The organism is Nonomuraea bangladeshensis, assembly GCF_039529455.1.
GTDB classification, from domain to species: Bacteria; Actinomycetota; Actinomycetes; order Streptosporangiales; family Streptosporangiaceae; genus Nonomuraea; species Nonomuraea bangladeshensis.
The window spans coordinates 350,964-373,881 of the sequence record NZ_BAAAMV010000010.1 but is presented as its reverse complement, the minus strand read 5'-3'; the positions used below and the strand labels follow the sequence as shown (position 1 = coordinate 373,881).

At 73.6% G+C, this 22,918-nt stretch carries 25 protein-coding genes and 1 riboswitch; of the genes, 13 read left to right on the top strand and 12 right to left on the bottom strand.

The genetic code is table 11. The features are described 5' to 3' along the window. Positions 1–32 precede the first annotated feature (32 nt). The 4 genes from ABD292_RS34385 to ABD292_RS34370 all read left to right on the top strand — a co-directional run bounded on the left by ABD292_RS34385 (position 33) and on the right by ABD292_RS34370 (position 3,766). A complete protein-coding gene (locus tag ABD292_RS34385) occupies positions 33–1,457 on the top strand; it encodes an amino acid permease (protein WP_344214779.1) in 1,425 nt (474 codons plus the stop codon). Further along, a complete protein-coding gene (locus ABD292_RS34380; RefSeq protein WP_344214777.1) occupies positions 1,454–2,320 on the top strand; it encodes a universal stress protein in 867 nt (288 codons plus the stop codon). Before ABD292_RS34385 ends, ABD292_RS34380 begins: the two co-directional genes overlap by 4 nt. 301 nt (positions 2,321–2,621) lie before the next feature. Then, positions 2,622–3,116: a transcriptional regulator BldD gene (gene bldD / locus ABD292_RS34375; protein ID WP_026214021.1), complete on the top strand. Its 495-nt coding sequence runs from the start codon at positions 2,622–2,624 to the stop codon at positions 3,114–3,116. Between the two features lie 290 nt (positions 3,117–3,406). Further along, positions 3,407–3,766, top strand: a complete 360-nt coding sequence (locus tag ABD292_RS34370; protein WP_344214775.1) for a hypothetical protein — start codon at positions 3,407–3,409, stop codon at positions 3,764–3,766. Positions 3,767–4,330: 564 nt separating this feature from the next. On the opposite strand, the gene ABD292_RS34365 is transcribed toward ABD292_RS34370, so the two are convergent. The 3 genes from ABD292_RS34365 to ABD292_RS34355 all read right to left on the bottom strand — a co-directional run bounded on the left by ABD292_RS34365 (position 4,331) and on the right by ABD292_RS34355 (position 6,604). Beyond that, entirely contained in the window at positions 4,331–4,777 is a 447-nt protein-coding gene (locus ABD292_RS34365) for an SAV_6107 family HEPN domain-containing protein (protein WP_344214773.1), read from the bottom strand. 433 nt (positions 4,778–5,210) lie between these two features. Beyond that, the gene (locus ABD292_RS34360) at positions 5,211–5,402 is read right to left on the bottom strand and encodes a ferredoxin (RefSeq protein WP_344214771.1); all 192 of its coding nucleotides are present in this window, start codon (positions 5,400–5,402) and stop codon (positions 5,211–5,213) included. A gap of 11 nt (positions 5,403–5,413) precedes the next feature. Then, on the bottom strand, positions 5,414–6,604 hold the full coding sequence (locus ABD292_RS34355; RefSeq protein ID WP_344214769.1) for a cytochrome P450: 1,191 nt from the start codon (positions 6,602–6,604) through the stop codon (positions 5,414–5,416). Between the two features lie 96 nt (positions 6,605–6,700). Here ABD292_RS34355 and ABD292_RS34350 point away from each other — a divergent pair, with 96 nt between their 5' ends. Together ABD292_RS34350 and ABD292_RS34345 are read left to right on the top strand one after the other, a co-directional pair. Beyond that, positions 6,701–7,354 (top strand): TetR/AcrR family transcriptional regulator, encoded by a 654-nt coding sequence (locus tag ABD292_RS34350; protein WP_344214767.1) that lies wholly within the window; start codon positions 6,701–6,703, stop codon positions 7,352–7,354. 23 nt (positions 7,355–7,377) lie between these two features. Further along, positions 7,378–7,926, top strand: coding sequence for a hypothetical protein (locus tag ABD292_RS34345; RefSeq protein WP_344214765.1), 549 nt, complete (start codon positions 7,378–7,380; stop codon positions 7,924–7,926). Between the two features lie 7 nt (positions 7,927–7,933). On the opposite strand, the gene ABD292_RS34340 is transcribed toward ABD292_RS34345, so the two are convergent. After that, positions 7,934–8,752, bottom strand: coding sequence for a L,D-transpeptidase family protein (locus tag ABD292_RS34340; RefSeq protein WP_344214763.1), 819 nt, complete (start codon positions 8,750–8,752; stop codon positions 7,934–7,936). Between the two features lie 97 nt (positions 8,753–8,849). On the opposite strand from ABD292_RS34340, the gene ABD292_RS34335 reads away from it, so the two are divergent. Together ABD292_RS34335 and ABD292_RS34330 are read left to right on the top strand one after the other, a co-directional pair. Next, entirely contained in the window at positions 8,850–9,326 is a 477-nt protein-coding gene (locus ABD292_RS34335) for a YbaK/EbsC family protein (RefSeq protein WP_344214761.1), read from the top strand. A 9-nt stretch (positions 9,327–9,335) separates the two neighbouring features. Then, positions 9,336–9,911, top strand: a complete 576-nt coding sequence (locus ABD292_RS34330) for a GNAT family N-acetyltransferase (protein WP_344214759.1) — start codon at positions 9,336–9,338, stop codon at positions 9,909–9,911. A 171-nt stretch (positions 9,912–10,082) separates the two neighbouring features. On the opposite strand, the gene metF is transcribed toward ABD292_RS34330, so the two are convergent. Continuing rightward, positions 10,083–11,003: a methylenetetrahydrofolate reductase [NAD(P)H] gene (gene metF, locus ABD292_RS34325; protein ID WP_344214757.1), complete on the bottom strand. Its 921-nt coding sequence runs from the start codon at positions 11,001–11,003 to the stop codon at positions 10,083–10,085. Between the two features lie 106 nt (positions 11,004–11,109). Here metF and ABD292_RS34320 point away from each other — a divergent pair, with 106 nt between their 5' ends. After that, positions 11,110–12,177, top strand: coding sequence for a polyprenyl synthetase family protein (locus tag ABD292_RS34320; RefSeq protein WP_344214755.1), 1,068 nt, complete (start codon positions 11,110–11,112; stop codon positions 12,175–12,177). 116 nt (positions 12,178–12,293) lie between these two features. On the opposite strand, the gene thiE is transcribed toward ABD292_RS34320, so the two are convergent. The 3 genes from thiE to ABD292_RS34305 are packed head-to-tail and all read right to left on the bottom strand — an operon-like array spanning position 12,294 to position 14,484. After that, positions 12,294–12,935: a thiamine phosphate synthase gene (gene thiE, locus ABD292_RS34315; protein ID WP_344214753.1), complete on the bottom strand. Its 642-nt coding sequence runs from the start codon at positions 12,933–12,935 to the stop codon at positions 12,294–12,296. Further along, positions 12,913–13,290 (bottom strand): Rv2175c family DNA-binding protein, encoded by a 378-nt coding sequence (locus ABD292_RS34310; protein ID WP_344214751.1) that lies wholly within the window; start codon positions 13,288–13,290, stop codon positions 12,913–12,915. The genes thiE and ABD292_RS34310 overlap by 23 nt, the downstream gene beginning before the upstream one ends. A 30-nt stretch (positions 13,291–13,320) precedes the next feature. Continuing rightward, positions 13,321–14,484 (bottom strand): NAD(P)/FAD-dependent oxidoreductase, encoded by a 1,164-nt coding sequence (locus ABD292_RS34305; protein WP_344214749.1) that lies wholly within the window; start codon positions 14,482–14,484, stop codon positions 13,321–13,323. Between the two features lie 81 nt (positions 14,485–14,565). Next, positions 14,566–14,682: riboswitch (TPP riboswitch) on the top strand. Between ABD292_RS34305 and ABD292_RS34300 the strand changes: the two genes are divergently transcribed. The 4 genes from ABD292_RS34300 to ABD292_RS34285 all read left to right on the top strand — a co-directional run bounded on the left by ABD292_RS34300 (position 14,670) and on the right by ABD292_RS34285 (position 19,080). Further along, a complete protein-coding gene (locus ABD292_RS34300) occupies positions 14,670–15,905 on the top strand; it encodes an FAD-dependent oxidoreductase (RefSeq protein ID WP_344214747.1) in 1,236 nt (411 codons plus the stop codon). Its footprint overlaps the riboswitch before it by 13 nt. Next, entirely contained in the window at positions 15,902–16,102 is a 201-nt protein-coding gene (gene thiS / locus ABD292_RS34295; protein ID WP_344214745.1) for a sulfur carrier protein ThiS, read from the top strand. The genes ABD292_RS34300 and thiS overlap by 4 nt, the downstream gene beginning before the upstream one ends. Beyond that, positions 16,095–16,850, top strand: coding sequence for a thiazole synthase (locus ABD292_RS34290; RefSeq protein WP_344214743.1), 756 nt, complete (start codon positions 16,095–16,097; stop codon positions 16,848–16,850). Before thiS ends, ABD292_RS34290 begins: the two co-directional genes overlap by 8 nt. Positions 16,851–16,974: 124 nt before the next feature. Beyond that, positions 16,975–19,080 (top strand): Stk1 family PASTA domain-containing Ser/Thr kinase, encoded by a 2,106-nt coding sequence (locus ABD292_RS34285; protein WP_344214741.1) that lies wholly within the window; start codon positions 16,975–16,977, stop codon positions 19,078–19,080. A gap of 39 nt (positions 19,081–19,119) precedes the next feature. On the opposite strand, the gene alc is transcribed toward ABD292_RS34285, so the two are convergent. The 4 genes from alc to ABD292_RS34265 form a co-directional block, all read right to left on the bottom strand. Then, entirely contained in the window at positions 19,120–20,079 is a 960-nt protein-coding gene (alc, locus tag ABD292_RS34280) for an allantoicase (protein WP_344214740.1), read from the bottom strand. After that, positions 20,076–21,392 (bottom strand): allantoinase AllB, encoded by a 1,317-nt coding sequence (allB, locus tag ABD292_RS34275; protein ID WP_344214739.1) that lies wholly within the window; start codon positions 21,390–21,392, stop codon positions 20,076–20,078. The genes alc and allB overlap by 4 nt, the downstream gene beginning before the upstream one ends. Then, the gene (locus ABD292_RS34270) at positions 21,389–22,534 is read right to left on the bottom strand and encodes a glycerate kinase (RefSeq protein WP_344214738.1); all 1,146 of its coding nucleotides are present in this window, start codon (positions 22,532–22,534) and stop codon (positions 21,389–21,391) included. The genes allB and ABD292_RS34270 overlap by 4 nt, the downstream gene beginning before the upstream one ends. 130 nt (positions 22,535–22,664) lie before the next feature. Next, positions 22,665–22,877: an EF-hand domain-containing protein gene (locus ABD292_RS34265; protein ID WP_329580652.1), complete on the bottom strand. Its 213-nt coding sequence runs from the start codon at positions 22,875–22,877 to the stop codon at positions 22,665–22,667. Positions 22,878–22,918: the final 41 nt, after the last annotated feature.

The following is a 22,918-nucleotide window of genomic DNA, read 5'->3' as shown; positions in this document are numbered from 1 at the left end:
CAGTGCTTTCGCGGGGGCAGGGGGTGGGGCGGATGACGCCGGTCGGGCGGCTCTTCCGCACCAAGCCCACCGAGCGGATCGTGGCCGAGGGCGGCCACGGCGAGGGCGGCGAGCTGCGGCGGACGATGTCGCTGTGGCAGCTCACGCTGTTCAGCGTGGGCGCGACGCTCGGCACCGGCATCTTCGTCATCCTCGGGCAGGCGGTGCCCAAGGCGGGCCCGGCCGTGGTGCTGTCGTTCGTGCTGGCGGCGTTCACGGCGCTGCTGTCGGCCCTGTCGTACGCGGAGCTGGCCGGGACGATCCCGGTGTCCGGGTCGTCGTACTCGTACGCGTACGCGACGATGGGCGAGCTGGTGGCCTGGGTGTGCGGCTGGTGCCTGATGCTGGAGTACGCCGTGTCGGTGGCGGCCGTGGCCGTCGGGTGGGGCGACTACCTCAACGCGTTCCTGCGCTCGCTGGCCGGTTTCGAGCTGCCGGCGGCGATCACCCGCTCCCCCGGCCAGGACGGCGGCGTGGTCAACCTGCCCGCGATCCTCATCGTGGCGCTGGCGACCTGGCTGCTGCTGCACGGGGCGTCGGAGAGCGCGCGGGCCAACGTCGTCTTCGTGCTGATCAAGGTGGCGGTGCTGCTGTTCTTCTGCGCGGTGGCGTTCACGGCCTTCCAGGCGGGCAACATGACGCCGTTCGCGCCGCTGGGGGTGGCGGGGGTGACCGCGGCGGCCTCGCAGGTGTTCTTCTCCTACATCGGCTTCGACGCGGCCTCCACGGCCGGTGAGGAGGCGCGCGACCCGCGGCGCGACCTGCCGCTGGCCATCATCCTGTCGCTGGCCGTCGTGACCGCCGTGTACGTGCTGGTGGCGGTGGCCTCCGTGGGCGCCAGGCCGTGGACGGAGTTCGGCCGCAACAGCTCGGAGGCGAGCCTGTCGGCCATCGCGGACCTCGCCGTGGGGGCGACCTGGCCGGGGCTGATCATCTCGTTCGGCGCGGTCGTGGCCATCGCCAGCGTCGTGCTGACCGTTCTCTACGGGCAGACCCGCATCCTGTTCGCGATGTCGCGCGACGGGCTCGTCCCGCGCGTGTTCCAGCGGGTGGATCCGCGGCGGCAGGTGCCGGTCGCCAACACCCTCATCGTGGCCGGGTTCGTGTCGGTGCTGGCCGGACTGGTGCCTCTGGGGCAGCTCGCCGAGGCCACCAGCATCGGCACGCTGTTCGCCTTCGCGCTGGTCAACGTGGGCGTGGTGGTGCTGCGGCGACGCCGGCCCGACCTGCCGCGCGGCTTTCGCGTCCCGTTCTTCCCGCTCACGCCGGTGCTGGGGGCCGTCATGTGCGTGCTGGTGATGGCGGGGCTGGCCGGGGTGACCTGGGCGGCATTCGGGCTGTGGATGGCGGCCGGGCTGGCCTGCTACTTCCTGTACGGCTTCCGCCGGTCGCGGCTGAACACCGAGGTGGAGCCATGAGACTGGGCGAACTGCTCGCGGGTTACGTGCCGGGGCCGCGCGGCCGGGACGGGCTGGCGCTGGCGCTGCTGCTGCGGCGGCGGGCCGGCGCCCGCCTGACGGTGGCGTACGTCCGCCCGCCCGTCTGGTCGCCCCCGGGCCCGGCGCGGGCGGAGGACAGCGCCTGGCGGGCGTACCTGGCCGAGCAGGCCGACGCCGCGCTCGCCGAGGCCCGCGAGCTGGCGGGCGACGAGGCCGGGTACGTCGTCCACGCCGGCCGGCACAGCGGGCGCGGGCTGGTCGAGCTGGCGCGCAGGCGCTCGGCCGACGTCGTGGTGATCGGCTCGGCCCCCGGCGGCGCCAGAGGGCGCATCTCCGTCGGCAGCACCGCCGACCAGCTCCTGCACGCCTCGTCCGTGCCCGTCCTGCTCGCCCCGCGCGGGTACAGCGACGAGCCGCCCCCCGCCTTCGACCGGCTCACCCTCGCCTACCGGCGCGGCCCCGGCTGCGACGCGGCGGTCAAGGACGCCGCCCGCACGGCGGTGGCGCTCGGCCTGCCGCTGCGGCTGGTGACGCTGGTCGTCGGTCCCGCCCGCCGGGTCAGGGCCGAGGAGGACATGCTGGCGCGGCTGCGCGAGCAGGCCGCGGCCGACCTGCGCGTGGCGGCCCGCGGCCAGGCCCGGCGGCTGCGCGTGGAGGTCGAGGTGCTGGAGGGGCGGACGGTCGCGCAGGCGCTCGGCGCGGCCTCGTGGCTGCCCGGCGAGATGATCATATGCGCTTCGAGTGACACCGGGCCACTTCGGCGGGTGTTCCTCGGGGACACCTCGCTGAAGATCGTACGGGCCTCGACCCGCCCTGTCATGATTCTCACGCGGCAGCCCTGACATGGGCGCACGCATGGGCATTCTGTGACAAAGTAGTGTTACCTCTGGGACATGAGGGGCGTTTGCGGCGATCCATACCGGACCGGATTCGGCATCTTTTTTCCAATCAGCTTGACCTTCGGCGTCCACCCCTTTACCGTCACTGTGCGTAACCACACCTCGCGGCCTTCTGGGGTAAACCCAGAGCCATGGCTACCGATGGTGCCGAGCCTGGCACCAGACCCCCCGGTGGCTGGGGCATATGCCGCAAGGGAGCACAATCTACTGAGAGCGATACATACGAGAGCCGGGGGGCCACACGATGCCGTCTGAGTACGCAAAGTCGCTGGGTGCACGACTTCGCGCCATCCGCACCCAGCAGGGCCTGTCCCTGCATGGAGTCGAGGAGAAGTCGCGTGGCAGGTGGAAAGCCGTGGTCGTGGGCTCGTACGAGCGTGGCGACCGCGCGGTCACGGTGCAGAAGCTTGCCGAGCTTGCCGACTTCTACGGGGTGCCCGTCTCGGAGCTGCTGCCGGGTGGGGCCGCGCCCAGCCCGCTGGGGCCGACACCCAAGCTTGTGATCGACCTGGAGCGGCTGGCGACGCTGCCGAAGGAGAAGGCCGGGGCGCTGGCGCGCTACGCCGCCACCATCCAGAGCCAGCGTGGCGACTACAACGGCAAAGTGCTGTCCATCCGCCAGGAGGACCTGCGCTCCCTCGCCGTGATCTATGACAAGTCGCCGAGCGAGCTGACCGAGGAGCTCATCAGCTGGGGCGTCCTCGACGCGGAGGCCCGCAGGGCCGTCGAGTCCTTCTGACCCCGCGCGGTCGTCCCGCCCCATCGGGGCCGGCCCCCGGACCCGTACGGGCCGACCGCCCGGCCGTTTGACCCTTTTCAAGGAGCCCGCCACGCCCGGCGGGCTCCTTCGCTTTTCCGCCCTTCTCCGGCCCCTGGGTAAAGACTTCTGGACGCGCAGCGTAATCACATGGATACTCTTCGTGTCAGGCCCTCTAGCCCTCGTGACCGCACTCCGCAAAGCACCGGATACGCCGGCGTGTCTCGTGCTGCCCGGATCGCGTCCACCGGGGTTCGCAAGAAGGAGAACGAATGCAGTCCAAGAAGCTCCTGACCCTCCCCCTCGCCCTCCTGGCGGCGGGCGCGTGCGTGACCACCGTGGCCGTGGCCAGCACCTCGACCGCCTCCGCCACCGCGACCCGCGCGTCGGCGCTGCCCGCGGGCTACCAGCTCGTCACGCTGCCCAACGCCAACGTCCCCAACTTCCAGCGCCGCACGCTGTACTGCCCCGGCAGCAAGAGGGTTCTCGGCGGCGGCGCCGAGGCCCGCGGCAACGGAGCGATCCTGGTCGGCTCGTTCCCCACCGACGACGGCCGCGGTTGGATCGGCATCGGCCGCCAGATCGGCTACAACGACGTCGGCATCAGCGTCTTCGCGATCTGCGCCGACTGACAGGAGTGACGTAGCCGAGCGCTTCCCGCCAGGGCCCGATTCCGACCGGCCTCGGCCGGAAGCGCTCACCATTTCGGCCCCCATCCCGACCTCGGACACCGGTCGGCTCGCGAGCGCCGTACGCGAAAGCAGCGAAGGCGGGGCGGACGTCCTGGGCACACAGAAAGCAGCCGCTGAGCCACCGACAGGCCGGCGGTCGAGCTGCGCGGACAGGTCGCGCACACAGGTCGCACTGATGACCGGCGATCGGGGCCGACATCGCGCCGGTGGTCGGGTCGCACGGACGGGCCAACAGCCGGACCGGTGGCCAGGCCGCGCCGACAGGCCGACGGCAGGCCCCCTGACGGCCGACGGTCGAGCCGGTGGTCGGGCCACGCTGCTAGGCCGACGGTCAAATCGTTCTTACGGGCCGGCAGACAGGCCGGCGGTTGGGCCAGCGGACAGGCCAACGGTCGGGTCGGCGGCCAAGCGCACTGACGGGCCGATGGTCAGATCGCCCCGACGGGTCGGCGGTCAGGTCGTCCCAGATGTCCCCTCGTCGCCGTCGGCGGCGGAGTCAGGTAGTCAGCCGGCGAGGGGGACGTTCAGTGGTAGTTGGGGCTGGACGGGAACCCCCAGCAGATCTTCGACGGTGGACACGAACGTGTCGGCCTCGGCCAGGATCTCGTCGGCGTCGGCCGCGCTGATCCGGCTGGTCATGCCCGCCTCCGCGGCGGCCCGCTTTGCGGCGGTCACCGAGAAGTAGGCGGCCCACTCGGTCAGGTGCGGCTCCGCCTCGGGCAGCAGGTCCCACGCGCTGCGCAGCTTGCGCCTGCGAGTCTCGCCGGGACGGGGGCGGGCGGCGAGCATCGCCGCGGCCGCTCTCAGGGCCGCCAGGTGCGCGGCCACGTATCGGGTCGCCGGGGTGCGAGCGGCGCTCGCCTCCGCCAGGCTGGAACGTGCGTCGGCCAGGTGTGCCCGGACCGCGGGCGACAGCCGGGGCCCGGGCGTGTCTCTCGGCCTTGGTGCCATCTTGCGCGCCTCCTCGAAATCGTGGGCGGCTGCCGGCATCTCCACCGGTGATGTCAACACTCTCAGACGCCACCGACATTTCCGCCGGGCCGGCCGGACGAGGAGCTTCCCCTCTCCCCGTCCGGCCAGGACACGCCCGTTCGTCTCCGCCGACGACGAGGACGTGACCTTCGCCCGTGGAGCCTGGCCGCGGGTCGCGCTTGGGGAAGCGATCAGCCCGCGACCAGGTCCTCGTGACGTTGAGCCGCGAGCCTCACCGTCACTAGGTCGAACATAATTTCGATCACCCTCCGATGTCAACCGGTTCCACGAACACAGGTTCGATGACCTTGAAGGAAAGCAGCTGGAAAGCAGGAAAGCCGCCGACGCGACGGCGTGTCGCGACGGCGGCGGCCACTGCTCGCGGCCCCTCCCGGCGGGAGAAGGGCGGCGGTCAGGTGGCGGAGATGGCGCCCGAGGGGCACAGGTTGACGGCCCGCCGTACGGCGTCCTCCTTGTCAGCCGGCACCTCGCGCCGCAGGACCAGCACCGTGCCCTCGTCCTCGCTCTGGTCGAACAACTCCGGAGCCGTCAGCGCGCACATGCCGGCACCGATGCACACGGTCGTGTCTGCCTTGATTTCCATGGTGATGACCTCTACCAGGTGACAGGGAGGCGGTGCACTCCATAGATGCTCATGTCCGAGCGCATCGGCACCTCCTCCGGCGTTACGGCCAAGCGTAGGCCAGGCAGGCGGCGCAGCAGCGCAGGGTAGGCGATGCGCATCTCCGTACGCGCGAGCTGCTGTCCGAGGCACTGGTGGATGCCGTGGCCGAAGCTGAGATGGCCCGTCGCGGGCCGGGTGACGTCGAGGGTGTCGCCGCCGGGGAAGCGCTCCGGGTCGCGGTTGGCGGCGGCCAGGCTGAGCGCGACCGTCTCCCCCGCCCTGATGAGGACGCCCTCGATCTCGACGTCCTCGAGGGCCCTCCTGAGCGGTCCCAGGTGGACGATCGTGAGGTAGCGCAGCAGCTCCTCGACGGCGGTCTCGGCGATGGAGGGGTCGTCGCGGAGCGCGGCGAGCTGCGCGGGGTTGGTGAGCAGCGCGTACGTCCCGAGCCCGAGCATGTTGGCGGTGGTCTCGTGTCCCGCGACGAGCAGCAGGAACCCGACCCCGGTGAGCTCCTCGTCGGTCAGCTCGCCGCCCTCGATGAGCCCGCTCAGCAGGTCGTCGTCCGGCTTGTCGCGCTTGCGGCCGATGAGGTCGTGCAGGTAGCCCATGGTGCTGCCCACGGCGGCCAGCGCGTCCTCGACCTTGGTCTCCAGGTTGAACAGCACCCTGGCGTCCTCCTGGAAGCGGGCGCGGTCCTCGTACGGGACGCCGAGCAGCTCGCAGATCACCAGCGAGGGGATGGGCAGCGCGAACGACTCCACCAGGTCGGCGGGCGGCCCCGCGGCCTCCATGGCGTCCAGGTGCTCCTCGGTGATCTCGGCGATGCGCGGCTCCAGCGCCTTCATCCTGCGTACGGTGAACTGCCCGGTCAGCAGCCGGCGGAAGCGCGTGTGCTCGGGCGGGTCGGTACGCAGGAACATGCCCGGCGGCACCTGGAAGTCCTGCCGCTTGGCCAGCTCCATCCTGCCGGGGAGCGGCGGGTGCATCCCCTCCGGCCGGTTGGAGAAGCGCGGGTCGGCCAGCACCGCGCGGGCGGCGGCGTAGCCCGTGACGAGCCAGCCCAGATGGCCGTCGGCGAAGGTCAGGCGGTGCAGGGGTGCCTGCCGCCGTAGCTCGCCGAGCTCGTCGGGTGGGTCCAGCGGGCGCCGCCGGGCCATGGGAAGGGTCAGATCGGACATGCCTCGGCTCCTCTCCGAAACGTACTCCCAGAAAACCTCAGCCATTGCAAAATTGCAATGAATGAAAGAGAACTTCGCATGCAGTAAAGTTCGGACATGGCGGGACTTCGGGAGCGCAAGAAGCAGCGCACGCGCCGGGCGCTGATCGACGCGGCGCTCCGGTTGTTCGCGCGCAAGGGCTACGCCGACACGACGCTCGCGGAGATCGCCGCCGCGGCGGAGGTCTCCACCCGCACGTTCTTCAGCTACTTCAGCGGCAAGGACGACCTGGTCTTCCACGACGGCGAGGAGCGCATGGAGCGCGCGCTGGAGCTGCTGGCCGGCCGCCGCCCCGGCGAGACGGCCGCGGCGCTGCTGCTGCGGCTCGTCGAGGCCGGGTTCGGGTGGACGCTGGAGGACGAGGCGCCGACGTTCGAGGAGGCCGAGCTGCGGATGCGGCTCATCATGGACGAGCCCGCCCTGCGGGCGCGGGCGCTGCTGCTCATGTACGACAGCCAGCTCAAGCTGGCCGCGGCCCTGCGCCAGGCGTGCCCGGACGAGCTGGACGAGGTCGAGGCGGCCGCCGCCGTGGGCGCGCTGTTCGGGGCGGTCAAGCTGGCCGTGATGGCCCACGTCGGGCACGAACGGTCGCTGAAGGACCTCCAGACGACCGGCATGCGCGCGGCCGAGCTGGCGCTGGAAGGGCTGCGCTCCATCGAGGCCCGGGCCGCCGGCCGGATCCCGGTCGAGCCGCCGGGGATGGCAAGCTGAGACCGGGCGAGCAAGGGAGGCGCATGGGCGGCCGGGGGCGGCGGATCGGCGTGGCGCTGCTGGTGTCGGGGCCGGTGCTGGTGGCGGCGTACGCGCTGGCCGGGCGGACGGCTGTCCATCAGGCCGCTGAAGCGCAGGTGCGCGGCCCACGGTGGGAGGGCGGCCGGATCGGCGCCGACGGCCTGACCTCGCTCGGCGTGGACGCCTGGCGCGTGGTGGCGCTGACCGCCCTGGTCGTAGGGGTGGCCGCGCTGGCCTACCTGGTCATCGGGCCGCTGCTGGGGCGCGGCGGGCGGGGGCGGACGTTCCTGCTCGTGCTGTCGGGCTTCTTGATCGTGCCGTACGCGCTGGGCTGCGTGGTGGCGTTCGTCAACCCGCCGCGGCTCCTGGGCGGCCTCTACCAGGCGGCGGACTTCGTGGCCGGCCTGCCCGCCTGGCAGCCGGCCACGGCCTTCCTGCTGCCCGCTGCGGGGCTCGCGCAGGCCGCAGGGCTGGCGCTGACGGCCCGCCGCAGGCCCGCCAAGGCCCCGCGGACGCCGCTGCGGGAGGAGGAGCCCCGTCCCGCGTCGTGAGGCCCGCTCACAGCCCTCTGAAGCGGCCTCGTACGTGCACCGGCACGCCCTTGCCCAGCAGGCCGGGCAGCGCCTCGGCCACGTTCATCGGCAGGCGGACGCAGCCGTGCGAGGCCGGGGCGAGCGGCACCGAGAGCGCGCCGTGGAAGGCGATGCCGCCGTTGAAGAAGATCGGGTTGTACAGCTCGCCGAGGTAGGACCGGTGCCAGCCGCTCGCGCGCCAGGTGGTGCGGTAGTCGCCGGTGGGGGTGGTGGCCGAGCCGCAGAAGCGCTGCTCCTTGCCCTGCCACACGGCGGTCTCGCAGTACGGCACGCCGCTGCCGGAGGAGATGTGCGTGATCAGCTCGGGCCTGCCGCCGACGTACAGCACCATGATCTGTTTGCTCAGGTTGACCTCGGCGCGGGTCGCCCGGCCGCGCGGCACCAGGACCTTGGGGGCCCTGGGGCTCTCCAGCGCGTCCCAGGTGCGCTTGGCGATCGTGCTGGTCGGCTTGATCCCGTTGACCTTCTGGAACGCCCACACGGCGGCCAGCGTGGTGCCGCCGTAGCTGCCGTCGGCCTTGCCGGGACGGTAGCCCAGCTCCGTGAGCCGCCGCTGCACCCAGGTGACGGCCTTGCCCTTGGCGCCCAGCTTCAGCGTCTTGCGCGGGGCGGCCGCGGGAGCGGTGGTCGTGGGACCGGCCTGCGCCCCCGCGGGCGCGACGGCCGTCGCGGGGGTGGAGAGGCTCCGCGCGGGCGGGTTGAGCGCCGCCGTGCCGCATCCCGAGAGCGCCAAGGCTCCGGCCGTCAGCAGAGCCGCCATTCCGGGCAGTCGCGAAACTCCCACCCGTACCACCTCTCATGCCGTGGACAACGGATCACAGGACCCTACACCAGTCACCATGAACGGGTAATGAAGCCGTCAACCTGTTTAGAGTGTCCCCATGTCTGAGAAGTTGCCACCAAACGCCGTCGTCGTGCAGGCCGCCCTGCGCGAGCTGGGCGCGGACGGCGAGGTCATCGTGCTGCCGGAGAAGGCGCCCACGGCGGCCACCGCGGCGGCGCAGCTCGGCTGCGAGGTCGGCGCCATCGCCAACAGCCTGATCTTCGACGCCGACGGCGAGCCGCTGCTGGTGCTGACGAGCGGGGCGCACCGCGTCGACACCGCCCTCATCGCCCGTACGGCGGGCGCGGCGCAGGTACGGCGGGCCACCCCCGAGTTCGTCCGGGCGGCGACCGGTCAGCCCATCGGCGGCGTGGCCCCGGTCGGGCATCCCGCGCCGGTGCGCACGCTGGTGGACAACTGGCTGGGCAAGCACGAGGTGGTGTGGGCAGCGGGCGGGCATCCGCTGACGGTGTTCCCGACCACGTTCGAGGAGCTGGTGCGGATCACCGGAGGCGTCGCGGTGGACGTCGAGTAGGGTGCGACGGTGATCGAGTTTCGCGGGGCGGGACCGGCCGAGTTCACCGAGCGGCTGGACACGGTGATCGGCATTTACACGGCCGCGATGCGCCCGCCCGCGGACCAGATCGCCGGCCGCAAGACCATCATGCGCAACCACGCGTCATATCCCTATTTCCAGGCTTATTTCGCAGAATTGCGCGATTCATCCCTTTCGCCGGGTCACCGGGAGAAGCCGTACGTCGTCGGCTTCGCCTACGGTTTCCGCGGCGCGCCCGGGCAGTGGTGGCACGACGTCGTGCTGCGGGCGCTCACCGAGCGGACCGGGCCGGAGGCCGCCCACGCCTGGCTGGGCCACGCCTTCGAGCTGGCCGAGATCCACGTGCACCCCGACTACCAGGGCAAGGGCATCGGCCGCGCGATGATCAGGACGATCTGCGCGGGCCGCCCCGAACGCTCGGCCGTGCTGTCCACCCACGACCAGCCGACCGCCGCCCGCCACCTCTACGCGAGCCTCGGCTTCGTCGACCTGCTGTCCGGGTTCGTCTTCCCCGGCGGCTACGAGGAGTACGCCATCGCGGGCCGCCCGCTCCCTCTCCCCTGAATCGTGGTTTACCGCGTGATGACCTCGGGCATGAGTCATCACGGAAAGTGACCGACCCTTTACCGACCGATCCGGTTACCCTGCCGTCATCCGCCCGGTCCCCCTGCGGGCGGATGACGGCCCGCACCCGCTCATGGGCGGGCCTTTACGCGGGCCTCTCAGGCGGGCCTCTCAGGCGGGCAGCGAGGCCGGCTCCAGGCGCTGGAACACCTCGCGGGAGGCGCTGGAGCGGTTGAAGGTGATGAAGTGGATGCCAGGCGCGCCCTCGTCCAGCAGCCGCTGGCACAGCTCGGCGCCGTGGTCGATGCCGAGCCGCCGCACCGCCGCGGGATCGTCCTTGACCGCCTCGAAGCGCGCCGCCACGTCCGCCGGGAACGGCGCACCCGACAACTGCTCGGAACGCGCGATCGTGCTCATCTGGGTGACCGGCATGATGCACGGGATGATCGGCGTGTCGCAGCCCTGGGCCGCCACCCTGTCGCGCAGCCGCAGGTAGTCGTCGGCCTGGAAGAACATCTGGGTGATGGCGTAGTCGGCCCCGGCCCGGCACTTGCGTACGAAGTAGTCGGTGTCGGACTCGATGGACTCCGAGCGCGGATGTTTGTACGGGAACGCCGCCACGCCCACGCAGAAGTCGCCCGCCTGGCGGACCAGGCGTACGAGCTCCTCGGCGTAGAGCACGCCCTCGGGATGCCGCACCCACTCGCCCGTGGGGTCGCCGGGCGGGTCGCCGCGCACGGCCAGGATGTTGCGCACCCCGGCGTCGGCGAAGCGCCCCACCAGGTGGCGCAGCTCGCGTACGGAGTGGTTGACCGCGGTGAAGTGGGCCACGGGGGTCAGCGTGGTGTCGTGCGCGATGCGCTCGACGATGTCGACGGTGCGGTCACGGGTGGAGCCGCCGGCGCCGTAGGTCACCGACACGAACGTCGGCCGCAGGGACTCCAGCTCCCTGATCGCCTTCCACAGCTGCCGCTCGCCCTCGTCGGTCTTCGGCGGGAAGAACTCGAACGAGAACGTGCGTTTGCCGGAGGCGAGCATGTCGCGGACGGTGGGGACACGTCCCGGCAGGACGGAGGGTCGACCAAGCGCCATGCCCCACAGGTTACAGGCAGCGGCGCGGCCCGCCGTGGCCGCGGATCGGCGCCGCTCGCGCGCGCCCCGATCGGAACCGCTCGAACCGGCCACTAGTCTCGGAGTCATGACCAGTGACGCCGCGAGCATGGACGTCCTGCGCACGCGGGTTGAGCGTGCCCTGGGCGCCTTCGTCGAACGCCAGCTGCCCGCCTCCGGCGACCCCGACTTCCAGCCGCTCCGCACGGCCGCCGAGGACCTGCTGGCCGGCGGCAAGCGGCTGCGGCCCGCGTTCTGCTACTGGGGGTGGCGCGGCGCGGGCGGCGCGGACGGCCCCGGCATCTTCAACGCCGCCGCCTCCCTTGAACTGCTGCAGGCCAGCGCGCTCGTGCACGACGACGTGATGGACAAGAGCGACCTGCGCAGGGGCATGCCGGCGGCGCACCGCCGTTTCGAGGCGCTGCACGAGAAGGAGAGCTGGCACGGCTCGGCCGCGCAGTTCGGCGAGGGCGCCGCGATCCTGCTGGGCAACCTGCTGCTGATCTGGTCGGGCGAGATGTGGCGCACCAGCGGGCTGCCCCGCGAGTCGCTGGAGGCGGCCCAGCCCGTGCACGACCACATGCGCACCGAGCTGATGTGCGGCCAGTACCTCGACCTGCTGGAGCAGGCCCACGGCGAGAACACCTTCGACTCGGCGCTGCGGGTGGCGCTCTACAAGAGCGGCAAGTACTCCGTCGAGCAGCCGCTGCGCCTCGGCCTCGCGCTGGCCGCCCGCGAGCTCGCGCCCTGGATGGACGAGCTGTGCACCGGCTACGGGCGGCGGGTCGGCATCGCCTTCCAGCTCCGCGACGACATCCTCGGCGTCTTCGGCGACCCGGCGCAGACCGGCAAGCCCGCGGGCGACGACCTGCGCGAGGGCAAGCGCACCATGCTCGTGGCGCGCACGCTCTCCGCCGCCTCTCCCGTCGAGGCCGCGACCGTGCGCCGCCTGCTCGGCGACCCCGGCCTCGACGAGGACGGCGTCGCCACGCTGCGCGGCGTCATCGAGGGCACCGGCGCGCTGAGCGCGTGCGAGGGCCTCATCGGCGACTACCTCGGCGAGGCGCTGGCCGCGCTCGACCGGGCCCCGGTGACCGAGGAGGCGCGCACGGCGCTGAAGGAGCTGGCGATCGCCGCCACGTCCCGCACCACCTGACCGGCCGCGCCGGACAGCCGAAGGAGCCGGCGACCGCCGCCACCTGAGCAGCCGGGCCGGACATGCGAGCGCCGCCCCGCCGGAGGGCGGGGCGGCGCGAGGGTCGGGTGGGTGGGTCAGGCCGCCGCGGCCAGGCGCTTGGCGAACTCCGCCGCCGCCGCGCCGGGATCGTCGGCCTCGGTGATGGCGCGCACGACGACGACCCGGCGCACGCCGTACGACAGGACCTCGTCGAGGTTGCCGAGGTCGATGCCGCCGATGCCGAACCACGGCCGCGCCTCGCCCAGCGACGCCGCGTGCCGCAGCAGCGACGGGCCGGGGGCCGGGCGGCCGGGCTTGGTCGGCGTGGGCCAGATCGGCCCGCAGCAGAAGTAGTCGACGCCCTCCTCCACGGCCGCGGCGGAGGCCTCGGCGGCGGAGTGGGTGGACCGTCCGATGACGATGTCGTCGCCGAGTATCTCTCGCGCGACCGTCGTGGGAAGGTCGTCCTGCCCCAGGTGGAGCACGTCGGGACGGGCGGCGTGGGCGATGTCGGCCCGGTCGTTGACCGCCAGCAGCTTGCCGTGCCGGTCGCAGGCGTCGCGGAAGACCTCGAGGAGGGCGAGCTCTTCGCGGGCCTCCAGGCCCTTCTCCCGCAGCTGGACGATGTCCACGCCGCCTGCCAGCACCGTGTCGAGGAACTGCGCGAGGTCGCCGCGGTCGCGGCGGCCGTCGGTGCAGAGATAGAGGCGGGCGTTAGAAAGCGAGGGCCTGGGCACGCCGCTTGACCTCTGTGTGACGGCCGGCCTTGATCGCCTCGATGGGCGAGCCTGGCAGCGAGTCGTCGGGGGTGAAGAGCCAGCGCAGGGACTCGGCGTCGTCGTAGCCGGCGTCCTGCAGCACGGTCAGGGTGCCGGGCAGGCCCTTCATCACGTCCTTCCCGTCGAGGAACACCGCGGGCACCTGCGGGGACCCGCTGCCCTCCCGGCGTACGCCGAGGAGCTTGTGATCCTTGAGGAGTTGCTTGGCCCGCCCGATCGGGAGTTCCAGGCGCTGGGCCACTTCGGGGAGCGTGAGCCACTCGCTGACGAGCTGGTCGGTCTCCCGGTCGATCTGTGCAACAGAAAGCGTCACGGAACCACAACTACCACATGCCGTGCTTGCTCAAACAACACAATCCCGTAGGGGGACGTCTGGATCTACCAGGCGTTCCGCGTCCAGCCGGGAGCCCGCGCCGATGATGCGGCGGCCCTGGACGAGGTCGCGCGGCCGGTCGACGGCGAACACCGCGGCGAGGGTGTCGTCGCCCCTCAGCCAGACGGCCGACCACTTGCCCTCGGGGCCGCCGCGGTAGAGCAGGCGCTCGCCCGCGGGGTGATGGCCGGCGTACTGGACCATGTGCCCGAACTGCTCCGACCAGAAGTACGGCACCGGGTCGTAGACGGCGTCCTCGCCGAGCAGGCTCGCGGCGGCGACCTCGGGGGCGTTGAGCGCGGTGTCCCAGTGCTCGACCCGCAGCCTGTCCTGGAAGCGGCGCGACCACCAGGCGGCGCAGTCGCCCACCGCTACCGTGCCGGGCAGCGAGGCCCGCAGGTGCTCGTCCACGACGACGCCGTTGTGCAGGTCGAGGTCGGCGTCGGCCAGCCACTGGACGGCCGGGCGCACGCCGATGCCGGCGACGACCACGTGCGCGTCGAGGAACTCGCCGCCGACCAGCTCGACGCCGCCCTCCTCGACGGAGTGGACCATGGCGCCGAGCCGCAGGTCGATGCCGTCGTACCAGCGTTCGGTGCGGGCGCCGATCTCCGGGCCGACGGCGGTGGCGAGCGGCGCGGGACCGGCCTCGACCACGGTGACCGCGCAGCCGGCCCGGCGGGCGGCGGTGGCCACCTCGGCCCCCACCCAGCCCGCCCCGGCGACCACGACGCGGGCGCCGGGCACGAGCGCGGCGCGCAGCTCGTGCGCGTCGTCGAGGGTGCGCAGGACGTGCTGCGGGCCGTCGCCGGGCAGCCGGACCGGGTCGGCGCCGGTGGCGATGACCAGGCCGTCGTAGCGCAGCTCGCCTTCGGTGGTCTCGACGGCGCCCGGCCGCAGCGCGGTGGCGGACACGCCGGGACGGAAGGCGACGCGCAGCGCGGCGAGGTCGGTGTCGACGAACGTGGTGTCGGACTCGCCGAGCAGCACGCTCTTGGTCAGGGGCGGCCGGTCGTAGGGGCGATGGCGTTCCCGCCCGACGAGGGTGATCCTGCCGCCGAATCCGCGCCCGCGCAGCGCCTCGACCGTGCGTACGCCGGCCAGGCCCGCTCCCACCACCACGACATGGTCCACGACCAAGACCATAGACGGGTACGGGGCCCGGCGGCGAAGGGGGGCGTGCCTGGCGCCGCCGGCGAGGTCGTAGGCTGGGGGCGTAAGACGCGCGGGAGTCCGGCCGTGACCGGGCTGAGAGGAAGGCTGCACAGGGCCTTCGACCGCAAGACACCTGATCCGGATCATGCCGGCGAAGGGAGCGCATGGTGGAGGTCATCGTCGGCGGCGGAGTCGTCGGGCTGTCGGTCGCGTGGCGGCTGGCGCGGGCGGGGCGGCCGGTCACCGTGGTCGATCCCGATCCCGCGGGCGGGGCCTCGCACGCGGCGGCGGGCATGCTGGCGCCGGTCAGCGAGGTGACCTACACCGAGGAGCCGCTGTTGCGGCTGGGCCTGGCGTCGCTGCGTCGCTGGCCGGCCTTCGCCGCTGAGCTGGCCGCCGACGCGGGGCTGCCCGAGGGGGCGCGCGGGGTGGACCTGCGCGCGGAGGGCACGCTCGACGTGGCGTTCGGGGCCGACGACCTCGCGGCGCTGGACGAGCTGGCCGCGTTCACGGAAAAGCTGGGGCTCCCGGTGGAGCGGCTGACCGGGCGCGAGTGCCGCCGCCTGGAGCCGATGCTGGCGCCGTCGGTGCGCGGCGGCCTGCTGGCCGCCGGCGACGCCTGGGTGGACCCGCGCCGGGTGACGGCGGCGCTGCTGGCCGCGCTGGAACGGCGGGAGGTGCCGCTCGTCCGCGCCCGCGTCACCGCGCTGCTGCGCGAGGACGGGCCGGCGGCCCGGGTCGCCGGGCGGCGCGAGGACGCGACGGAGGGCCGGGGGGCCGGGCCGCGGCACGGGGACGCGCCGGAGGGGCGGGGGGCCGGGCCGCGGCACGGGGACGCGCCGGAGGGGCGGGTGACGGGTGTGCGGCTGGAGGGGGGTGCCGAGTTGCCCGCCACGACGGTGGTGCTGGCGGCCGGGGCCTGGAGCGCGGCGCTGGCCGGGGTGCCGGTGCGGCCGGTCAAGGGGCAGATCCTGCGCCTGCGCTCGCCGCAGCCGCTGCTGACCCGGTGCGTACGCGGCTCCGTGCACGGCTCCCCCGTCTACCTCGTCCCCCGGGGCGACGGCGAGCTGGTGGTCGGCGCGACCCAGGAGGAGCTGGGCTTCGACACCCGGGTGACCGCCGGCGGCCTGTACGAGCTGCTGCGCGACGCCAGGGAGCTGGTGCCCGGCGTGACCGAGCTGGAGCTGGCCGACGTGGTGGCGGGCCTGCGCCCCGGCACGCCGGACAACGTGCCGATCGTCGGGCCGGCCGGCGACGGGCTGGTGCTCGCCACCGGACACCACCGGGGCGGCGTGCTGCTCGCGCCTCTGACGGCGGCCCTGGTGGCCGGGGAGGCGGGCGGCGAGGAGGGCGGGCTGGCGGCGTTGTGCTCGCCGGCGAGATTTGGAGAGATCGCATGATGGTGCAGATCAACGGGGCCACGCACGAGGTCGCCGACGGGACGACCGTGGCGCAGGCCGTACGGGCCCTGACCGCGGCGACCACCGGGGTCGCCGTGGCGGTCAACGACGAGGTGGTCACGCGCGGCGCCTGGGAGACCACGGCGCTGCGCGAGCGCGACCGCGTGGAGGTGCTGACGGCGGTGCAGGGTGGATGATCTGATCATCGCCGGGGAGAAGTTCTCCTCCCGGCTCATCATGGGCACCGGCGGCGCCCCCTCGCTGGAGGTGCTGGACCAGGCGCTGGCGGCCTCCGGCACCGAGCTGACCACGGTCGCCATGCGGCGGCTCGACCCGCGCGCCCGCGGCTCGGTGCTCGACGTGCTGCGCGAGCGCGACATCAAGGTGCTGCCCAACACGGCCGGCTGCTTCACGGCGGGCGACGCCGTGCTGACGGCCCGGCTGGCCAGGGAGGCGCTCGGCACGAACTGGGTCAAGCTGGAGGTCATCGCCGACGAGCGGACGCTGCTGCCCGACCCCATCGAGACCTTCGACGCCGCCGAGCGACTGGTGGCCGACGGGTTCGTGGTGCTCCCGTACATCGGCGACGACCCGGCGCTGGCCCGGCGGCTGGAGCAGGCGGGCTGCGCGGCGGTGATGCCCCTGGGCGCGCCGATCGGGTCGGGCCTCGGCATCCGCAACCCGCACAACATCGAGCTGATCGTGGAGGCCGCGTCGGTGCCGGTGATCCTCGACGCGGGGATCGGCACGGCCAGCGACGCCGCGCTGGCGATGGAGCTCGGCTGCGACGCGGTGCTGCTGGCGACGGCGGTCACCCGGGCCCAGCGCCCCGACCTGATGGCGGCGGCCATGAAGGCGGCGGTGACGGCCGGGCGGCTGGCGCGGCAGGCGGGGCGCATCCCGCGCCGCCGCTACGCCGAGGCGTCCTCCCCCATGACGCCCTGACGCGGGAGACAGGAGGGACGCGCCGGGGCTCGCGGGGCTCCGGCGCGTCGCAGGGGGCACGGCTCGGCATCGGTTTCGGGCGGCCGGGCCCTGCCGGTGCCAAAACGCCCGTAAACTCAGCGGGGTGGATACGACGACTGCGGACCCTCTGGTCGGGCGGCTCCTCGATGGACGCTATCGCATCGAGAGCCGGATCGCCCGGGGCGGTATGGCGACCGTCTACCTGGCGCTCGACGTCCGGCTGGACCGGACCGTCGCGCTGAAGGTCATGCACCGCTCGCTCGCCGAGGACCCGGCGTTCGTCAGGAGGTTCATCGGCGAGGCGAAGTCGGTGGCCAGTCTCTCCCATCCCAACGTCGTGCACGTCTTCGACCAGGGCACCGACAACGACGTCGTCTACCTGTCGATGGAGTACGTGCCGGGCCGCACGCTCCGCGACGTCCTGCGCGAGCGCGGCCGGCTGCCCGCCCGCGAGGCGCTGGAGATCCTGATCCCGGTGCTGGCCGCCCTGGGCGCGGCCCACCAGGCCGGCATGGTGCACCGCGACGTGAAGCCCGAGAACGTCCTGATGACCGACGACGGGCGGGTCAAGGTCGTGGACTTCGGCCTGGCCAAGGCCATCGAGGCGACCAATCAGACGCGCACCGGCGTGATGATCGGCACCATCGGCTACATGGCGCCCGAGCAGGTGCTCACCGGCGCGGCCGACGTGCGCAGCGACGTCTACGCGGCCGGCATCATGCTGTACGAGCTGGTGACCGGGCAGCAGCCCTACGACGGCGAGACGCCGATGTCGATCGCCTACCGGCACGTCCACGACACGGTGCCGCCGCCTTCCGCGCTGGTGCCCGACGTGCCGCCGCTGATCGACACGCTGGTGGCGCAGGCGACCGCGCGCGAGCCGCACGACCGGCCGAAGGACGCCACGGCCCTGCTGGTGGCGGCGGTCGACGCGCACCGCATGCTGCCGCGCACCACGCTCCCGCCGACGCCGCAGGGGCAGCCGTACGGGCCGGGGCCGGGCTCCGGGCCGGTGCCGTTCCCCGGCTCGGGGGCGATGACGGGCTCGGGGGCGGTGTCGGGCGCGGCGTCCGGCGCGGTGTCGGGGGCGATGTCGGGTGCGGTGTCGGGTGCGGTTCCTGGAGCGCTGTCCGGCCCGATGGCCGGGTCCGGGGCGCAGTTCCGCCCGCAGCCGCCGTCCCAGCCCAACGACCGCACCGCCGTGCACGCGGCCCCGTCGATGCCGCAGGACGCCCCCGCGCACACGCTCATCCAGCCGCGCGTCGAGGTGCCCGAGCCGGCGCGGCGGCGCGGGTTCCGGCCCAACTGGTTCCTGGTGGCGCTGGCCGTCGTCATGGTCGCCGCCATCGCGCTGACCGGGTGGTTCTTCGCCCAGCCCGACTACGTCAAGGTGCCCAGCCTGGTCGGCAGGAACATGCTGCTGGCCGAGCAGAGCGCGGTCAACGGCGGCTTCAAGGTCCAGAAGGCTCCCGGCCAGTACTCGGAGAAGACCGCCGAGGGCCTGGTGCTGGCCACCGAGCCGGTCGCCGGCACCGAGGTCGAGCAGGGCAGCACGATCACGCTGACGCCCTCGCTCGGCCCCAAGCGCGTGGTCGTGCCCAACGTCACCGGCATGACCGGCAACGACGCCCGCGCCGCGCTCGCCAAGGAAGGGCTCACCCCGGGCTCGGTGAAGCGCCTGCCCAACACGGAGGTCGAGCGCGACAAGGTGATCCGCTCCTCGCCGCAGGTGGGCGAGAAGGTCAAGGAGGGCGCGCGGGTCGACATCTTCGTCAGCGCCGGCCTGCTGATGCCCGACGTCGGCGGCATGCCGAAGGACGAGGCCGCCGCCTACCTCGGCCAGCAGGGCTTCCAGGTGCAGGTCCAGGAGGTGGACGACGACGCCGAGCCGTGCACCGTCATCGCCCAGGTGCCGAAGGCCAAGTCCGAGGTCGACGGGGGCGCGCAGGTCATGGTCACGGTGGCGCGCTGCCAGACCGACTTCTGGCAGTGGTTCGGCCAGGGCGACACCCAGGCCCGCGACGACCAGCAGCTCGCCATCGTCCCTCAGGTGATCGGCAAGAACGTCAACGACGCCCGCCGCGACCTGGAGGCGCAGGGCTTCAAGGTGCAGGTCCACCGGCTCGGCAACCGCGGCGTGGTGCAGTTCCAGCGCCCGCTCCCCAACAGCGAGCGCCCGGCCGGAGCCACCGTCCACCTCTGGCAGTGACCCCCGGACTGACCCCCGGACCGACCCCCGGACGCCGGGTCAGGGCGTCAGGTGTCCGTGGAGGCGGACCCGCGCCAGGCCGCCGTCCGGGTGGATGTCCACCCGCACGTGGGTGACCGGCGCGGCCGCGGCCAGGCGGAAGCGGTGCGGGGTGTCCGGCTGCAGGCGGGTGCGCGGCAGCAGCTCCACGGGCGCGGCCGCGCCGGGCTCCCCGTCGAAACCGGTGAGCGTGACCGCGGCGGGGGCGTTGAAGAGCAGGTTCGTGGTGTCGATCTCGGCCAGCCTGAGCACGCCGCGCCCGGCCAGCCGGATGGTCAGCCAGTCGTTGCCACCGTCCCGCCGCCGTGCGGTCTCCCAGCCCTCCGCCTGGTGGCGGGCCAGGCCGGGGGCGATGACGTTGTGGGGGGCCGAGTAGAAGTCGTCGGAGCAGGCGGTGACGACGCCGCCGTTGGCGAGGGCGGCCAGGTCGAGGCCGAGGCCGTCGTACACCGACAGGTCGGGTCGGGGTTCGCCGTGCACGCGCAGCCGGGCGACGCCGCCGTCAGGGAAGATGCCGAGCCGTACGTGGGTGGCGTGGAAGCCGCCCGCGACCTCGAAGTGGTGCTCGGCGTCGCCCTTCAGCGCGGCCCGCGGCACGATCTCCGTCCACGGGGCGGCCAGCAGCTCGGCGGGCGACGGGTGGCCCTCGACGCGGGCGGCCTCGACGGTCGCGTACGGCGGGTAGTTGCCCTTGAACCAGGCGGTGTCGATCACCACGCCGCGGATCGCCCCCGGCACGCCGAGCCGGACCAGCGCCCAGTCGTGGCCGGGCTCGCGCCGGCGCCGGGTCTCCCAGCCGTCGTACACCTGGCCCTTGGGCCCGAAGGTCTCGGGGCGGAAGCCGGGCCGTCCCGGCCGGATCAGGCTCTCCTTCTCGGCGAAGGACTCGTCGCTGGCGGCCACGACCGCCCCGCCGAGGGTGCGCAGGGCGAGGTCGGGCAGGGCGGTGAAGCGGGTCATCCCGTGCTTCCTCTCAGGAGGAGTTTCCCGTGCGGCTCGCCGTCCACGGGCCGGCCGCGGAGCCAGGTGGTCAGCACCGCGCCCTTGAGCACCTGCCCGTGGTAGGGGGTGACGGGGTTCTTGTGGTGCAGGCGGGCGGCGTCCACGGCGAGTGCGGCGGCCGGGTCGAAGGCGACGAGGTCGGCGTCGTTGCCCGGCGCGATCGCGCCCTTGCCGGGGATCCCGGCCAGCGCGGCCGGGGCGGCGGCCATCCAGCGCGCCACGTCGGCGAGCCGGTGCCCCCGGCGGGCCGCCTCGGTCCACACGGCGGACAGGCCGAGCTGCAGCGAGGCGATCCCGCCCCAGGCCGCGGCGAAGTCGGGCACCTTGAGGTCGGCCGTGGACGGCGAGTGGTCCGACACCACGCAGCTCAGCGTGCCCTCGGCCAGCCCTCGCCACAGCAGGTCGCGGTTGGCCGCCGAGCGGATCGGCGGGCAGCACTTGAACGCCGTCGCGCCCTCGGGCACCCGTTCGGCCTCCAGCGTCAGGTAGTGCGGGCAGGTCTCCGCGGTGACCGGCAGGCCGTCGGCGCGGGCCGCCGCCAGCACGTCCAGGCAGGCGGCGGCGGAGACGTGCAGGACGTGCACCCGCGCGCCGGTCTCCCTGGCCAGCTCCACGAGCCGGCGGACGGCGGCGCGCTCGGCCGCCTCCGGCCGCGAGGCCAGGAACTCGGGGTACGTCGGCCCGCCCGGCTCCGCCAGCAGCGCCGGGTCCTCGGCGTGCACCACCATGAGCCCGCCGAACCCGGCCACCTCCTCCAGCGCCCGCCGCAGGTCGCCGCCCGCGAGCGGCGGGAACTCCGGCACCCCCGACGGCGACATGAAGCACTTGAAGCCGAGCACGCCGCGCTCGTGCAGCGGGCCCAGCTCCTTGACGTTGCCCGGCACCGCCCCGCCCCAGAACCCGACGTCCACGTGGCACCGCCCGCGCGCGGCGGCCAGCTTGGCCTCCAGCGCGGCCACGTCGACCGTGGGCGGCAGCGCGTTGAGCGGCATGTCGACGATCGTCGTGACGCCGCCCGCGGCCGCCGCCCTGGTCGCCGAGTCGAACCCCTCCCAGTGGGTGCGGCCCGGCTCGTTCACGTGCACGTGCGTGTCCACCAGGCCGGGCAGCAGCGCGAGGTCGCGCAGGTCGACGTCCTCTGCGGCGTCGAGCGGGGCGTCGTAGGGGTGCAGGGCCTCGATCCGCTCCCCCCGCACGGCCACCGCGGCGGGCCGCTCCCCCTCCGGCGTGACGGTCCTGCGGGAGCGCACCACGAGGTCGAACGGCGTCATGGCGTCCCCTCCGCGAGGCGGCGGTCGGCGGCGATCCCGGCGGCCAGGCGCTCCAGCAGGGGGCCGGCCTCCGCCATGCAGCGCTCCGGGTCGGGCTCCAGGTCGGTGAGGGCGTAGGCGGCCTCGATGCCGGCCGCCTTGAGCTCGGCGTCGGAGAGCGTACGCCGCCCGCAGACGGCGACGACGGGCACGCCGGCCCTGGCCGCGGCCTGCGCGACCCCGATGGGGGCCTTGCCGCGCAGCGACTGCTCGTCGAGCGAGCCCTCACCGGTGATCACCAGCCGGGCGCCGGCGGCGTGTTCGCCGAAGCCGAGCAGCCCGAGCAGGTAGTCGATGCCGGGGCGGATCTCGGCGTGCAGGAACGCCAGCGCCGCGAAGCCGACGCCGCCGGCCGCGCCCGCCCCCGGCGCGCCGGCCACGCCCATGGCCCGGACGATGTCGTCGTGCTCGACCGCGCCCATCAGACCATGCGTACGGGTCGCCACGGCGGCCAGCCGGGTCAGCCCCGACTCCAGGACCTTGACGTCGTCGGGCGTGGCGCCCTTCTGGGGGCCGTACACGGCGGCGGCGCCGTGCGGGCCGAGCAGCGGGTTGTCCACATCGCTCGCGACCACGAACGAGACCCCCGACAGGTCGGGGAAGCCGGAAAGGTCGATGCGGTCCAGCGTGCGCAGCGCCGCCCCGCCCCTGGGCAGCTCGCGGCCCTCGGCGTCCAGCAGGCGGGCGCCGAGCGCCTGCGCCAATCCCGCGCCGCCGTCGGTGCACGCGCTGCCGCCGAGCCCGAGGACCACGCGCCGGGCGCCGTGCCGTACCGCGTGCGCGACCAGCTCGCCGGTGCCGTGGCTGGTGGCGGTCAAAGGCTCTGGCCCGGCCGGGAGCCGGCGCAGCCCGGACGCCTCGGCCAGCTCGACCACGGCCGTGGCGTCGCCGGGGTGCCAGGCGTAGGAGGCCGTGACGCGCTCACCCGTCGGCCCGGTGACCTCGATCGTGACGCGTTCGAACCCGCAGGCCACGGCGGCGTCCACGGTGCCGTCGCCGCCGTCGGCCACCGGCAGCTCCACCGTGGGCACGCCGAGCCCCGCCGTCACCCGCGCCGCCACTTCCGCCGCCGTCAGCGACCCCTTGAACTTGTCCGGAGCCACCAGAACATGCTGAACCACTACCAACTCCCACATGATGATGAACAATGGCCGCACACGCCTTCCTGCCCGGTGCGAGCGGGCAGGAGGGCGTGCCTCATCATCCTGGCATCACGGGCGTGGCGGGCCTGCGTCAGGAGACGGTACGGATGAACTCCTCCAGGGAGTAGCGGCCGTCCTGGTCGGAGTCGGCGCTCTGGCTCAGCGCGCCCAGCGCCTCGGCCGGCAGGTCGGGAAAGTGCTGCTTCAGCTCGCTCTCGCTGATGTAGCCGTCGCCGTCGGTGTCGATCGCGGCGAAGGTGCTCTTGAGCCGCGCCAGCCGCTGTTCGGGGAGTTCCGCCGTCACGGGGCCGCCTTCCGGGGGGATGTTCGATCAGGACATCCACA